This window comes from Clostridium sp. (assembly GCF_036639235.1).
Classification (GTDB): Bacteria; Bacillota; Clostridia; order Clostridiales; family Caloramatoraceae; genus Clostridium_AB.
Genome location: NZ_JAVWJB010000021.1, coordinates 1 through 14,114 on the forward strand (window position 1 = coordinate 1; position 14,114 = coordinate 14,114).

Sequence of the window (14,114 nt, forward strand, 5' to 3'; positions counted from 1 at the left end):
AATTGAAACAATACTTGTTCAAAAATAATATAAAATATAAAAGGATGCTGGTTTCAGCATCCTTTTGATTTTAGAAGTATTATCTTTATAAAAGTGAGGAAAAAACCCTCATAATTGATTCAAGTGCTCTATATCTAAATGGAGTAGATTCGTACATTTTAAGTGTAAGCTCTTCACATTTAGCTAAGTCATCTAAGAACATATTTTCAACTGATGATGTAAATACCTCATCATATACAACACAGTTAATCTCATAGTTAAGCTCAAAGCTTCTCATATCCATATTAGCAGTTCCAAGTGTTGAAATTTTGCCATCTACACTCATTACCTTAGCATGTACAAAGGATTTCTTATGATAAAGGTAGACCTTAGCACCACACTTTAAAAGTTCTCCAAGATAGGACTTTGAGGCGTAGTGGACTATTAGATGATCATATTGACCAGGAAATATTATACTAACTTTAACACCAGACAGAGCTGCTACCTTAAGTGCCTCCATAATACATTCAGGTGGAACAAAATATGGAGTGGTTATATATATATGCTCCTTTGCCATATTAATCATCTTTAATATGGAGTGCATAATACTTGGGTAATCTGAGTCAGGACCGCTTTTTACAAGTTGAATAACCTGACCATTTGAGGACTTAGGTTCAGGAAAGTATTCACTAAACCCTGTTTCGTATAAAAGCTCCTCTTCGTTAGCCTTCTTAATAGTAAAATAATCATCAAGAAATACTCCCTGAAGACCTAGTACAAAGTCTCCTGTAACCTTAATATGACTATCTCTCCAGTACCCAAGGGTACCTTTGCCAAGATATTCATCTCCTATATTGTTACCGCCAAGAAATCCTACACGTCCATCAATAATTGCGATTTTACGGTGGTTACGGTAGTTAATCTGGGTATTAACAAATCTAAGGATAGGTGCCAGAAAGTATGAGTATTCAACAACATCAACTCCAGCTTTTTTAAGTTGACGCTTATATTTTTTAGAGAGGGATCCTGAACCTACTTTATCTATAATAAAGCGGACCTTAACCCCTTCCCTAGCCTTAGTAATAAGAATATCCTTGATTTCTTCGCCGATACCGTCATGTTTAACTATGTAATACTCAAGATGTATATGGTGTTTTGCCTTAAGAAGTTCTTCTTTAAGGGCTTTAAACTTCTCACATCCATCCCTATAAAGTGTAATATTATTATCAACAAATAAAGGTGAATCACTATTAACTGCAAGAAGAGTAATCAGTGATAAATATTCATTTTTGTTAACTTTACCAATAACTCTACCAACAAGGTCTTTTATTGTAGGAGACATTTGGTCCTTAAGACGATATTTCTTCCAGTTACGTCCAAGAAATATATATAGTATAATTCCAAGTGGAGGAAAAACTATGAAAATAAGTATCCAGGCTATAGTTTTTTCAGGTCTTTTTCTTTCAAGAACTATTAGTAGAGATAGAATAATAACATTGGTTATATAAAAATATGGCGACATTAAATAATTGATATATTCCATGGGACACCCCCAAACTTATAAAGTATTAGTATGCGTGATATTAAAATAGATTATTCTAAATTTACTTTATTCTACTATAAAAATATTCACTTTAAAAGAAAATAAGGTAATATTAGCTAGTGGTATACTATAAGTAGGGGAAAATATTCTTTTTATTTTTAGGAAATTTGATTATACTATAAATTATATTCATGAATGGAGGAATTAAAATGTATCTTGTAGTTGGACTAGGTAACCCTGGCAGGGAGTACGAAGGAACTAGACATAATGCTGGGTTTGAGGTTATAGATTGTTTAAGTAGAAAATTTGGCTTTAATATGGATAGAGAAAGGTTTAAAGGGAATTTTGGAGAATACATAATAGATGGACAAAAAACAATTTTTCTTAAACCTTTAACATATATGAATCTTAGTGGAGAGGCTTTAATTGAAGCTGCTTCATTTTATAAAATAGACCCAGAGAATATTATTGTTATATATGATGATATGGCAATAGACCTTGGAAAGATTAGAATTAGACCATCAGGAACAGATGGTGGACATAATGGAATGAAGAATATACTACTCCATCTTCAAACTAAGGACTTTCCTAGAATAAGAGTTGGAATAGGTAAGGCCCAAAGAGGAATTGTTGACTATGTTCTTGGAAAGTATAGTGATGAGGAGAGAAAAATAATGGATAAATCAGTTGAGGTTTCAGCTGATGCAGTTGTTGATATGATAAAGGGTAATATATCAAATGCTATGAATAAGTATAATACCTTTAATGGATGTCAAGACTCAGAATAATGGCTAGGAGGTGTAGCTAACTTGAGATTAGAATGTATTTCTTCTATTTTAGATGGAATGGAGGAATATAAGCAGTTAGTATCTAGTATAAATGGTGGAACATCTACAATTGTACATGGACTATCAGATTCCCAAAGGGCTGTAATTACATATGGTCTTTATAGCAAATTAAAAGGTCAAGTATTAATACTAACTAGTAATGATATGGAGGCTAAAAAGCTCCATGACGATTTATCAGCATTAATGGATAATTGCTATTACATGCCATCTAAGGAGATGGTTTTTAATATAGAGGTTTCTTCACTTGAAATAAGATGTGAAAGACTTGAGGTTTTAAGACGTCTTCAAAAGGGAGAAGATATTATAGTTGTTGCATCAATAGATGCTATATTATACAAAATGCCACCAAGTAATCTACATTCTAAATTTGTTATTAACCTAAAGAGGGAAGAGGAAAATGATATAGTATCACTTATGTCATCTCTACTAGACCTTGGATATGAAAGGGTAGTAGCTGTTGAAGGAAAGGGACAATTTGCAAAAAGGGGCGGGATAATAGACCTTTTTCCAGCAGATGCTTCTTTCCCTATTAGAGTGGAGTTTTTTGGAGATGAAATAGATACAATTAGAAGCTTCGATGTTTTAACCCAAAGAAGTATTGAAAGTATAGATGAGGTTAGTGTTTATAGTGCACGTGAAATCATACTTACAAATGATGATATAAAGAGGGTTTCATTAGAGTTACTTAATGAACTTGAAGAAAGAATTAAAAAAATAAAAAATAAGGAATATAGGGATAATCTTACGAAAAGGGTTAAGGGCAATATTGAAAAGCTTTCAGAGCATAGAAGTTTTGATGGAATAGATAGTTATATTCCATACTTTTATAAAGATGAGGCCTGTTCGTTTATAGATTACTTTAAAAACCCACTTATTATATTAGATGAAACACAAAAGATAACTCAGAAAATAGAAAGTGTATCAACAGAGTTTAATGAAAGTTATAAATCCCTACTTGAAAAAGGAGAGATTCTTCCACTTCAAGGAGAGTATTTAGTTAACAGTAATATTGTGTTAGAGGATTTAAGTAGTAGACTATATCTTGGATATAATATGATTCCAAGGGTAGATAATATATTTAAGCCAGGGGATATAGTTCATATAAATGGTATTAGTCTTAACGCTGTTGGTGGAATTGAGTATATATTATCTGAGATTAGAGACAAGATCAATAAGGATTATTACATATTTATACTCTCTGGTAGTGAAAGTCGAGGAAAAAGGCTTAAGGATGCACTTGTTTCAGAGGGAATTAAGGCTATATATAGTGAATTTACAAAAACCGCACAACCTTCAGTTGTTACAATAACATCAGGAAGTTTAAGACGCGGAATGGACTTCCCATCTGGAAAGATATTGATTATATCTGATAAGGAAGTATATAAAGACCTTAAGCCCCGCCGTAAGTTTACTAAAAAGGAAGGTAGAATTGAAAGTTTTACTGATCTTAAGGTTGGAGATTATGTTGTACATATAAACCATGGTATAGGTAAATTTGAAGGAATTAACGAACTTAAAGTTGAGGGAGTTAAGAGGGACTTTTTAGTTTTAAGCTATAGAGGAGACGATACTCTTTATGTTCCTGTAGATCAATTAGACATGGTGCAAAAATATATTGGTTCAGATGACAAAACACCTAAGATGAATAAGCTTGGGGGACAGGAGTGGTCTAAGACCAAGGGTAAGGTTCGTGAGTCACTTAAAGCAATGGCAGATGAACTTATTAAGTTATACGCTAAGCGTAGTGCCTGCAAAGGATTTAAGTTTTCAAAGGACACCTCATGGCAGGTGGATTTTGAAGAGGATTTCCCATATGATGAAACTCCAGATCAGCTTACTGCAATTGAAGAAATTAAAAGGGATATGGAATCGGATAAACCTATGGATAGACTTTTATGTGGTGATGTTGGATATGGTAAAACCGAGGTTGCTATGCGTGCTGCATTTAAGGCAGCAATGGATGAGAAACAGGTAGCATTCCTTGTTCCTACAACTATTCTAGCTGAGCAGCATTATAAGAACTTTAAGGAAAGATTTAAGGATTTTCCTGTTAATATTGATATGATGTGTAGATTCAATACACCAAAGCAGCAAAAGGAAACTAAACAAAACCTTGCAGCAGGTAATGTTGATATTGTTATAGGAACCCATAAACTTCTTCAAAAAGACATTAAGTATAAGGACCTTGGACTACTAATTATTGATGAGGAGCAGAGGTTCGGAGTTAGTCATAAAGAGAAAATTAAGGCACTTAAACAAAATGTTGATGTATTAACATTAACAGCAACTCCTATTCCAAGAACTCTACATATGTCATTTATAGGAGCTAGGGATATGAGTGTTATCGAAACTCCACCGGAGGAAAGATACCCAGTTCAGACCTATGTGCTTGAATATAATGACCAGCTTATAGCAGATGCTATTAGTCGTGAAATATCACGTGGTGGACAGGTTTACTTTGTTTATAATAGGGTAGAAACAATGCCTGAAATGAATGGATATCTACAAAACCTTATTCCAGATGCTAGAATAAGTATGGCACATGGAAAAATGGGTGAAAAGGAACTTGAGGATGTTATAGTAGGATTTATGGAAGGGAAATCTGACATACTACTATGTACAACTATAATAGAAACAGGTATGGATATACAAAATGCGAATACTTTAATTGTTTATGATGCGGATAGAATGGGACTTTCACAGCTTTACCAGCTTCGTGGTAGAGTAGGAAGAAGTAGCCGACTTGCATATGCATACCTTACATATAGACGTGATAAGGTATTAACTGAGGACTCAGAAAAGAGGCTTAAGGCTATTAAGGAGTTTACTGAGTTTGGTTCAGGCTTTAAGATTGCCATGCGTGACCTTGAAATTAGAGGAGCAGGTAATATGCTAGGTACACAGCAACATGGTCACATGGGGGCTGTTGGATATGACCTATACTGTAAGATGCTTAAGGATGAGGTTAAGCATATTCAAGGTGAAGAGGTTGCAAGTGATATAGAAACAACAATAGAGCTTCCGATTAATGCATATATACCTGATACTTATATTGATAATGAGATTATCAAAATTGAAATTTACAAAAAAATAGCATCAATATCATGTGAAAAGGACAAAATGGATATAGAAGATGAGCTTATTGATAGGTTCTCTGACATACCAAAGCCTTGTGAGAACCTAATTAGAATAGCCCTGCTTAAAGCTGTAGCTAAGTCTATGGGTGTTATAGGTATTAAGGAAATTAAAAAGGAAATTCACATCAACTTCACACAGGGAGAGTATATTATGCCTGAGAGTATAAGATGTTTAACTAGCAAAATCCAGGTTATAGCATCATATCCTAATGTGGAGAAACCAATACTTGCTCTAAAGTTTAAGGATAATAGTGAATCGAAGATAGTCGATAATATAATGGGTGTATTAAATTGCCTTAAAGATTGCAGTATGGAAAAAAAACCATTATAATCTAAATAATTAGATTTCTTATTAAAAGAAAGTGAGGGGACCAAATGAAAAAACTAAGAGTACTACTAGCTCTTTTAGTAGTAAGCGTTTTTGCTTTTACTGGATGTGCGCAAATAGTTAAAACAGAAGAAGGTATGAGCAAACAAGTAGTTGCTAAGGTTTATGGTGAAGATATAACACTAGCAGACTTTAACAAGAGATTTGAACCTATTAAGATCAATATAGAGCACCAATATAAGCTTCAAGAGCAGGAGGATGCTAAGCTTAAAAAGGAAGGTAAGGAGATCAACCAAAACGATCAGGGAAGATTACCTGCTGATAAGGCGAAGTTTATGAAGGATCAAAAGGAAACATTCCTTAATGACCTAACTCAAGAGAAGGTACTTTACCATAACGCAGAGGAAAAGGGGCTTAAGGTAACAGATAAGGAAGTAGAAACTACAGTTAAGGGAATTATTGACCAGGGAATTAAGACTTATGGTTCACAGGAGAAGCTTGAAAAAGAAACTGAAAATACTGTTGGACTTTCATTTGATAAGTATAAGGAATTCCTTAACGATACAGTTAAGCTACAATTAATCCAGCAAAAGCTTCAAGAAAACATTCTTAAGGATGTTAAGCTAACAGATAAAGAAATTGAAGAAGAATATAACAAGAATCCTTATGCATACACAGAGAAGCCTAATAAGTTAATATTTAGCCATATACTTATAAAGTCAGAAACACCTGATGCAGAGGCTAAGGCTAAGGATATTAAGAAACAATTAGATGGCGGAGCAGACTTTGCAAAGCTTGCCAAAGAAAAGTCAGAAGATGAAGGATCTAAAGAAAATGGTGGAAGATATGCTGAAGGGTTAGAATACTCTAAGCTTGACCCGGCATTCTTAACTGCAGCTCTTAAGCTTAAGATTGGTGAAATAAGCCAGCCAGTTAAGGGACAGCACGGATACTACATAATCAAGGTAGAGAAGAAGGAAGAATACCCTAAGCTTCCACTTGATAAGGTAAAGGATAAGATTAAGGCTTCACTTTTAGAGCCAAAGCAAAAAATGGCTATTCAAGCTGAAACAGCTAAGTGGGAAAAGGAATCAAAAATTAAGAAATTCCTAGAAAACCTGCAATAATAACTAAATAAAATATTTGTTTGTAAGCAATGTGAAGAACTACATCTAGTGATGTAGTTCTTTTTTATGCTTATTAATAGAGAAGGATATTTATATTTGTTTATATATTAATATAAAATATAGAAAAATGTGGTTGATTAATTATAAATATACGATTATAATTAATAAATATACAAAACAGTAGTAGGAGATGATTTTTATGCCAGTTAATTTAAAGGGGAGAAGTTTTTTAACCCTCCTTGATTTTAATAAGGAAGAAGTTAGATATATGCTTGATTTAGCACATGATTTAAAGGCTAAAAAAAGGGCAGGTATAAAGGGAAATAACCTTGAAGGTAAAAATATAGTTTTATTATTTGAAAAAACATCAACTAGAACAAGATGTGCATTTGAGGTTGCAGTACTTGATGAGGGTGGTCATGTTACATTTTTAGATTCTAATAGTTCACAGGTTGGAAAAAAGGAATCTATTGAGGATAGTGCTAAGGTACTCGGAAGATTTTATGATGGCATTGAGTATAGAGGGTTTTCTCAAAGGGTTGTAGAGGACCTTGCAAAGTATTCTAAGGTTCCTGTTTATAATGGGCTTACAGATGAGGATCATCCAACTCAAATACTTGCAGACTTTATGACTATTGAGGAACATTTAGATAAGAAGCTTAATAAAACAAAGCTTGTTTTTGTAGGAGATATTAGAAATAATATGAGTTATGCACTTATGTATGGATGTGCAATTATGGGAGTTGACTTTGTAGCACTCGGGCCTAAGGAGTTATACCCTGATAGTAGTATTATAAAGTCTCTAAAGCCCCTATGTGATATTAGTGGTGCTAGTATAACTATTACTGATAATATTGATGATGTTGAGGGTGCAGATGTTATCTATACAGATGTATGGGTTTCAATGGGAGAAGAGGATATGCTTGAGGAAAGAGTTAATCTTCTAGAAAAATATAGAGTGGATATGAATATGATAAACAAGGCAAAGAATAATGATGTTTTATTCATGCATTGTCTTCCTGCATACCACGACTTTGAAACTAAATTTGCAAAAACTGCTAAAGAAGAATATGGTTTCGATGTTAGGGAAGTTACTGATGAAGTGTTTAGAAGTAAGCATTCAATAGTGTTTGACCAGGCTGAAAACAGAATGCATAGTATTAAAGCAGTTATAGTTGCAACTCAATAAAATGTTAAGCTAAAAGACTGGTGGTATTTACCATTGGTCTTTTAGCTTATATTTAAACAAAAAACATGCATAAATACTTGAAAAAACCTTTTTAAGTGCTATAATTATTAATACATTAAGAATAAAAAAAATATATATATACATACTAATGAAAAAGCGAGGAGGCGATTTTATGTCAAGAAGCTATTTATATGGTGACCTTAACGATGAGAGAGCTATTATGAGAACCGGGTATCGTAACATGCCATCAGGTTGTGTTAATTGTAAGTACAAAACACTTGGTTCATCAGGTACTTCACAATGTAAGGTTTGCAGTATTAAGCTTATGAGCAAAAACAATAAGTAATACATATGAGACTATCTATGAATTTTCCTATAGATAGTCTTATATTTTTATATTCTTTCCTAAAATTTTTACAAAATCATAATAATTTCATAAAAATTTTATTATATTAACTATTTTTGGGTATATTTTTTTAAAAAATAGGAAAATTAATAATAAGATAAGTATTACATATGTAATTTAACATTTTAGGAGGGATTTTAGTGAAGGCTACAGGAATTGTTAGAAGAATAGACGACTTAGGAAGAGTTGTTATACCAAAGGAGATAAGAAGAACCCTTAGAATTAGAGAAGGAGACCCACTAGAGATATTTACAGATCGTGATGGTGGAGTTATTCTTAAGAAGTACTCTCCAATTGGAGAACTTTCAGACTTTGCTAAGGATTATACTGACGCACTGAACCAATCATCAGGATATGGAGTTATAATTTGTGATAGAGATGTAATTATTGCTGTATCAGGTTTATCTAAGAAAGAATACAACGATAGAAGAATTAGTGAGGACATGGAGAAGGTTCTTTCTGAAAGAAAGACATTTGTACTTTCAAGTGACTCTGCATCACCATTTGCTTTAACCGTTGAGGAGGATAACGGGTCTGAATATTCATTCCAGGTTGTTACTCCTATTATTTCAGAGGGAGATGCAATTGGAGCCGTTGTAATACTATCTAAGGATCCAGGAACCATGCCAAGCGATGTTGAGAAGAAACTTTGCGAGGCAGCGGCTATATTTATTGGTCGCCAAATGGAATAATTTTAGCATATAAGCCCCCTAGTTCTAATATTCTTTATTAGAAGACGCTAGGGGGATTTTCTATGAGAAATACTTTAATTAAAGGAGCAGTAATACTTGCAGCAGCAGGTTTTATATCTAAGTTCCTAGGACTCTTCTTTAGAATTCCTATTATTAATATGATAGGTGAGGAAGGAATTGGTTTATACCAGCTTACATATCCACTATATTCATTTTTACTAGCAATAGCAGCAGGAGTGCCTATTGCTGTATCTAAGATGATATCAGAGAAGATGGCTCTTAACCGTGATGGTGAAGCACATGATATTTTTAAAATAGCCTTTAAGATGTTATTTGTTTTTGGTCTTTTTTCAACTACATTATTAGTTGTATTTGGTAAGAATTTAATATCACTATTTGATTGGCCAGATGAGGCCTATTATTCCCTACTTGGAATAAGCTTTGCCCCTGTATTAACATGTATGTTATCTGCTTTTAGAGGGTACTTTCAGGGACTTCAGTACATGAAGTTTCCAGCAGTATCACAGATATTAGAACAGTTTACAAGGGTTATTGTAGGAGTTGCACTTTGTTATATACTTCTTAAATATTCAGTTCCACTTGCAGCAGGGGGAGCATCATTTGGTGCCTGTGTAGGGTCACTTGTTGCTCTTATATTTATGTTCTATAAGTATAAGTCTACTAAAAAAAATATTAAAAACAATTCAAAAGCAAAGGGAAGCAGAATACTTTTAGATATACTAAAAATAGCAATTCCAATATCTATGGCACAAACAATAGGTTCTGTTATGGCTTTAATTGATTCCTTTATGGTACCTGCACTTTTAAATAGTTCAGGATATTCAAGGGAAATTGCAACTTCACTTTATGGACAGCTTACAGGCAAGGCACAGGTATTAATCAATGTGCCATTAACCTTATCTATTGCACTTGCACAAAGTACTGTACCTGCTATAAGTGAATCCTATGCAAAAGGCTCATTTGAAGGGCTTCGAAAAAATATTAACCTATCCTATAAAATCGCAGCTATATTTGCTATTCCCTGTAGTATAGGTCTATACATACTTGCAAAGCCAATACTATCTATGTTATTTATGGGCTCTAGTGATGGATATGATTTAATGAGGATCTTATCTATAGCATGTGTGTTTATTATAGGTGCACAGGTATCAACAAGTATACTAAATGGAGTGTCTAGAACCTTTGCCCCTTTGTTTGCTATAATAATAGGATGTGTAGTTAAGGTTTTAGTAGGAATTATATTAATTGGAAACCCAGCGCTTAATATTAAGGGGGCTGCAATAGCAACTTTAATTTCCTACGTTGTTATTGCTGTTATAGATTTTATTTTAGTTATGAAATATACTAGGGTATATACAAATTTTACACAGTGTATTATAATGCCACTTATATGTGGCCTAATAATGGCTATAACAGTTACTACAATAGGTACACAGCTTAACGGCTTAGGTATTAGCAGTAGTATAACAACCCTAATATCAATATTAATTGGGGGAGTAGCATATTTATTAGCATTATTATTAACTAGAACTTTAACAATTAAAGAAGTTAAATCAATGATGTAGTTTAAAGGGGAGAGTAGCATATGATAAAAATTATAGGGTTAGGACCTGGTTCTATAGGAGATTTAACCTTAAAAACACTAGAAATTATGAAAAATGCAAATAAGGTTTATTTAAGAACTTTTAAACACCCTAATGTTCAGTACATTAAAGACTATGGAATTAAGTTTGAAACCTTTGACCATATGTATGATTCCTTTGAAGATTTTGATGAATTATACATGGAAATAGGCAAGATAGTAGCAGAGCAGGAGGATGTTGTTTATGCAGTACCAGGACATCCACTTGTTGCAGAAAAATCTGTTCAGCATGTAATTAGTCTTTGTGAAGAAAGTGGTAAGGAGTATGAAATAGTTTCAGCATTAAGTTTTATTGATGTTGTTGTTTCAGCACTTAAAATAGATCCAATTTGTGGTATGAAGGTTATTGATGGTCTTCAACTAGATGTTCAAGAACCGGATACTAAGGTTTGTAATATAATTACTCAGGTATATAGCCCATTTATAGCATCAGATATTAAGATTAAGCTTATGGATTACTATCATGATGAACAGCCAGTAGTTCTTCTTCGCGGGGCAGGTGTTGAAGGGGAAGAAAGAATTGAATCTATGAAGTTATATGAAATTGATAGACAGGAGTGGGTTGATTATCTAACAAGTCTTTATATACCTCCTGTTAATGAGTATAATAAATATGGCTTTAGGGATTTAGTTAGTATTATTAGAAAGCTTAGAAGTGAAGATGGATGTCCTTGGGATAGGGAGCAAACACATGAGAGTCTTCGTTCTAATCTACTTGAGGAGTGTTATGAGGTAATAGATGCAATAGATACATCTAATACTGAGAATCTTTGTGAGGAGCTTGGGGATATACTTCTCCAAATTGTTTTCCATGGGGAAATAGCAAGGGAGTATGATGGATTTTGCGTAAACGATGTTTGTCATATAGTAACTCAGAAGATGATAGATAGACATCCACATGTATTTTCCGGTGTAGAGGTAAATAACTCAGAGGATGTTATTTCTAATTGGGATAAAATCAAAATGAAGGAAAAGGACCAGGAAACACTAACAAGGGTTCTTAAGGATATACCAAAGTCATTTTCTGCAATTATGAGGGCAGAAAAAGTCCAAAATAAGGTAAAGAAGGTTGGCTTTGAATTCGAAAACATTGATGATACAATAAATAAGATAAAAGAAGAATTTCAAGAAGTATTAAATGCTTACAAAAATGGTAATAATTCAGAAGTGGAAGAAGAAGTTGGGGATTTATTGTTCTCAATAGTTAATTTTTCAAGGTTTTTAGGGTTAAATCCTGAAATATGCTTGACAAAAACCACAGAAAAGTTTATAAAAAGATTTGAGTATGTTGAATCTAAAATCTTAGAAAGTGGGTCTACTTTACAGGAGGCTACACTTAAAGATATGAATAGATTTTGGAACGAGGCTAAGTCACTTTAAAAAAATTGCAGTTTTTTATTCTTGAAAGAAGGAATTTATCTTTTTTTGGAGAATAAGATACTATACAATGACTTGGTTAATGACAAGGAGGGGAAATTTGTGAATAAATCAGATTTAGTAACATCAATGGCAAGCAAGAGCGGGCTAACTAAGAAGGATGCTGAGAAGGCACTTAAATCATTTATCGAGAGCATCGAAGAGGCTCTAACTTCAGGAGATAAGGTTCAACTTGTTGGATTCGGAACTTTCGAAGTTAAGGAAAGAGCTGAGAGAAAGGGTAGAAACCCTAAGACTAAGGAAGAAATAACTATTCCTGCATCAAAGGTTCCTGCATTTAAGGCTGGAAAAGAGCTTAAGGAAAAGGTTAACAACTAGTCAATATCAAGCAATTGCTTGGGTAAGACTGCCGCATAACTTATGCAGGCAGTCTTTTGTTTTATATTAACCAAAGGGTGTGAAAATATGAGATTAGATAAATTTTTAAAGGTATCAAGAATTATAAAAAGAAGAACTGTTGCTAAGGAAGTTTGTGATACAGGTAGAGTACTTGTTAATGATAAGGTTGCAAAGGCAGGTACATCCTTAAAGGTTGGGGATATAATTGAAATAGGCTATGCTAGTGGTAGTATTAAGGCTGAAATAGCAGAGATTAGGGAACATGTAACTAAGGACGGTGCACGTGATCTTTATAAGGTAATTACAGGTAGTGAAATAGAATAATTTATTATTGTAGTATTTTATATAACATACATTACTTTTGATGTTAAAGAGATTAATGAACATAGTTTTTACTGTGTTCTTTTTTTATGCGAACAATTGTTTAGGTTATGCACAAGTTGTGGATAACCATGTGGATAAAGTGTTGAAAGTCTGTGGTTTAGTGTGAATATCTCTATGTGGGTATAATTTAAAACTTTTCTTCATATTATTTATTAGTTAGGAGGGATAGTATGGATAAAGAAAAGATAACCGATAAAATAGAAAATCATAACATAAAACTTGAGGGGCGAAAAAGATTAGAACTTACTGGGGTTACAGAAGTTTTGACATTTAACGAGGATAATATTGTCCTTGAAACCTCACTTGGAGCACTTGCTATTAAGGGAGGAAATATGAAGGTTGGTAAATTAAATGTGGAAAGTGGGGATATGTGTATAGATGGTTATATTATATCTTTAACTTATGTTACTAAGGATAAGGCTAAGAAGGAAAGTATCTTAAAAAAGATGTTTAAATAAGCAGGTGATTTAATGGTACTAACAATAGGTGTACAGTTAACATACTTTTTTTCAACTATTGTAGCAGGGCTGATCGCAGGTGCTTTATTTGATGTTTATAGGGTAGTTGTAGGTGGGTATAATAAGAATAAGATTATGGAGGGGATAGCAGATATTCTATTTTGGATATTTGAGGCCCTAGCTATATTTGTATATCTTATAGCTACTAATGATGGTGATATTAGGTATTATACCTTTATTGGAATAGCTTTAGGAGCTATAATATATTTTGCAATAATATCTAAGGTTTTTCGCATAGTATTAACCAGAACGTTACAAATTACATATAAGTTATTTAGTATAATATGTAATATAGTATATCTTCCAATTAAGATGATAAGTCATGGTTTTAGTATTTTAAGACTTAATATTTGTGAGAAAGCTTACGAAATAAATAAAAAGATAGAAATTAAGAAAAGTTTAAAGCCTGAGAAGCCTAAAAAAGAAGGTAAAAAGACTTTTGGGAAGAATATAAATAAGAGTAATAAGAAAATGAAGGTTAAGAAAAACAAAAAAGACTCTGCATAAATACAAATAGATAAAAG

General features: G+C 33.0%; 13 protein-coding genes. 12 read left to right on the forward strand and 1 reads right to left on the reverse strand.

Annotated elements, in window-relative coordinates; genetic code table 11:
• Window positions 1-85 precede the first annotated feature (85 nt).
• Window positions 86-1,501, reverse strand: coding sequence for a cardiolipin synthase (gene cls, locus RR539_RS06630; RefSeq protein WP_332500280.1), 1,416 nt, complete (start codon window positions 1,499-1,501; stop codon window positions 86-88).
• Window positions 1,502-1,731: 230 nt separating this feature from the next.
• On the opposite strand from cls, the gene pth reads away from it, so the two are divergent.
• The 12 genes from pth (at window position 1,732) to yabQ (ending at window position 14,097) form a co-directional block, all read left to right on the forward strand.
• Complete coding sequence (gene pth, locus RR539_RS06635; protein WP_332473607.1) at window positions 1,732-2,310, forward strand: aminoacyl-tRNA hydrolase; 579 nt, start codon at window positions 1,732-1,734, stop codon at window positions 2,308-2,310.
• A 21-nt stretch (window positions 2,311-2,331) separates the two neighbouring features.
• Window positions 2,332-5,838: a transcription-repair coupling factor gene (mfd, locus tag RR539_RS06640; RefSeq protein WP_332473606.1), complete on the forward strand. Its 3,507-nt coding sequence runs from the start codon at window positions 2,332-2,334 to the stop codon at window positions 5,836-5,838.
• Window positions 5,839-5,882: 44 nt separating this feature from the next.
• A complete protein-coding gene (locus RR539_RS06645; protein ID WP_332473605.1) occupies window positions 5,883-6,962 on the forward strand; it encodes a peptidylprolyl isomerase in 1,080 nt (359 codons plus the stop codon).
• 199 nt (window positions 6,963-7,161) lie between these two features.
• On the forward strand, window positions 7,162-8,151 hold the full coding sequence (gene argF, locus RR539_RS06650; RefSeq protein WP_332473604.1) for an ornithine carbamoyltransferase: 990 nt from the start codon (window positions 7,162-7,164) through the stop codon (window positions 8,149-8,151).
• Between the two features lie 172 nt (window positions 8,152-8,323).
• Window positions 8,324-8,497 carry a hypothetical protein gene (locus tag RR539_RS06655; protein ID WP_332473603.1) on the forward strand — a complete coding sequence of 58 codons (174 nt, stop codon included), beginning with the start codon at window positions 8,324-8,326 and terminating at the stop codon, window positions 8,495-8,497.
• A gap of 200 nt (window positions 8,498-8,697) precedes the next feature.
• Complete coding sequence (spoVT, locus tag RR539_RS06660; RefSeq protein ID WP_332473602.1) at window positions 8,698-9,249, forward strand: stage V sporulation protein T; 552 nt, start codon at window positions 8,698-8,700, stop codon at window positions 9,247-9,249.
• Between the two features lie 62 nt (window positions 9,250-9,311).
• Complete coding sequence (locus RR539_RS06665; RefSeq protein WP_332473601.1) at window positions 9,312-10,835, forward strand: putative polysaccharide biosynthesis protein; 1,524 nt, start codon at window positions 9,312-9,314, stop codon at window positions 10,833-10,835.
• Window positions 10,836-10,855: 20 nt separating this feature from the next.
• Entirely contained in the window at window positions 10,856-12,292 is a 1,437-nt protein-coding gene (gene mazG / locus RR539_RS06670) for a nucleoside triphosphate pyrophosphohydrolase (RefSeq protein WP_332473600.1), read from the forward strand.
• 99 nt (window positions 12,293-12,391) lie between these two features.
• On the forward strand, window positions 12,392-12,667 hold the full coding sequence (locus RR539_RS06675) for an HU family DNA-binding protein (protein ID WP_332473599.1): 276 nt from the start codon (window positions 12,392-12,394) through the stop codon (window positions 12,665-12,667).
• 87 nt (window positions 12,668-12,754) lie between these two features.
• Entirely contained in the window at window positions 12,755-13,012 is a 258-nt protein-coding gene (locus RR539_RS06680; protein WP_332473598.1) for an RNA-binding S4 domain-containing protein, read from the forward strand.
• A gap of 230 nt (window positions 13,013-13,242) precedes the next feature.
• A complete protein-coding gene (gene yabP, locus RR539_RS06685; RefSeq protein WP_332473597.1) occupies window positions 13,243-13,530 on the forward strand; it encodes a sporulation protein YabP in 288 nt (95 codons plus the stop codon).
• Window positions 13,531-13,542: 12 nt separating this feature from the next.
• Complete coding sequence (yabQ, locus tag RR539_RS06690) at window positions 13,543-14,097, forward strand: spore cortex biosynthesis protein YabQ (protein ID WP_332473596.1); 555 nt, start codon at window positions 13,543-13,545, stop codon at window positions 14,095-14,097.
• Window positions 14,098-14,114 lie beyond the last annotated feature (17 nt).

Coding starts and splice junctions, on each gene's coding strand:
- cls (WP_332500280.1), bottom strand. CDS start 1,501: ATGTCGCCATATTTTTATATAACCAATGTTATTATTCTATCTCTACTA.
- pth (WP_332473607.1), top strand. CDS start 1,732: ATGTATCTTGTAGTTGGACTAGGTAACCCTGGCAGGGAGTACGAAGGA.
- RR539_RS06645 (WP_332473605.1), top strand. CDS start 5,883: ATGAAAAAACTAAGAGTACTACTAGCTCTTTTAGTAGTAAGCGTTTTT.
- argF (WP_332473604.1), top strand. CDS start 7,162: ATGCCAGTTAATTTAAAGGGGAGAAGTTTTTTAACCCTCCTTGATTTT.
- RR539_RS06655 (WP_332473603.1), top strand. CDS start 8,324: ATGTCAAGAAGCTATTTATATGGTGACCTTAACGATGAGAGAGCTATT.
- RR539_RS06665 (WP_332473601.1), top strand. CDS start 9,312: ATGAGAAATACTTTAATTAAAGGAGCAGTAATACTTGCAGCAGCAGGT.
- mazG (WP_332473600.1), top strand. CDS start 10,856: ATGATAAAAATTATAGGGTTAGGACCTGGTTCTATAGGAGATTTAACC.
- RR539_RS06680 (WP_332473598.1), top strand. CDS start 12,755: ATGAGATTAGATAAATTTTTAAAGGTATCAAGAATTATAAAAAGAAGA.
- yabP (WP_332473597.1), top strand. CDS start 13,243: ATGGATAAAGAAAAGATAACCGATAAAATAGAAAATCATAACATAAAA.
- yabQ (WP_332473596.1), top strand. CDS start 13,543: ATGGTACTAACAATAGGTGTACAGTTAACATACTTTTTTTCAACTATT.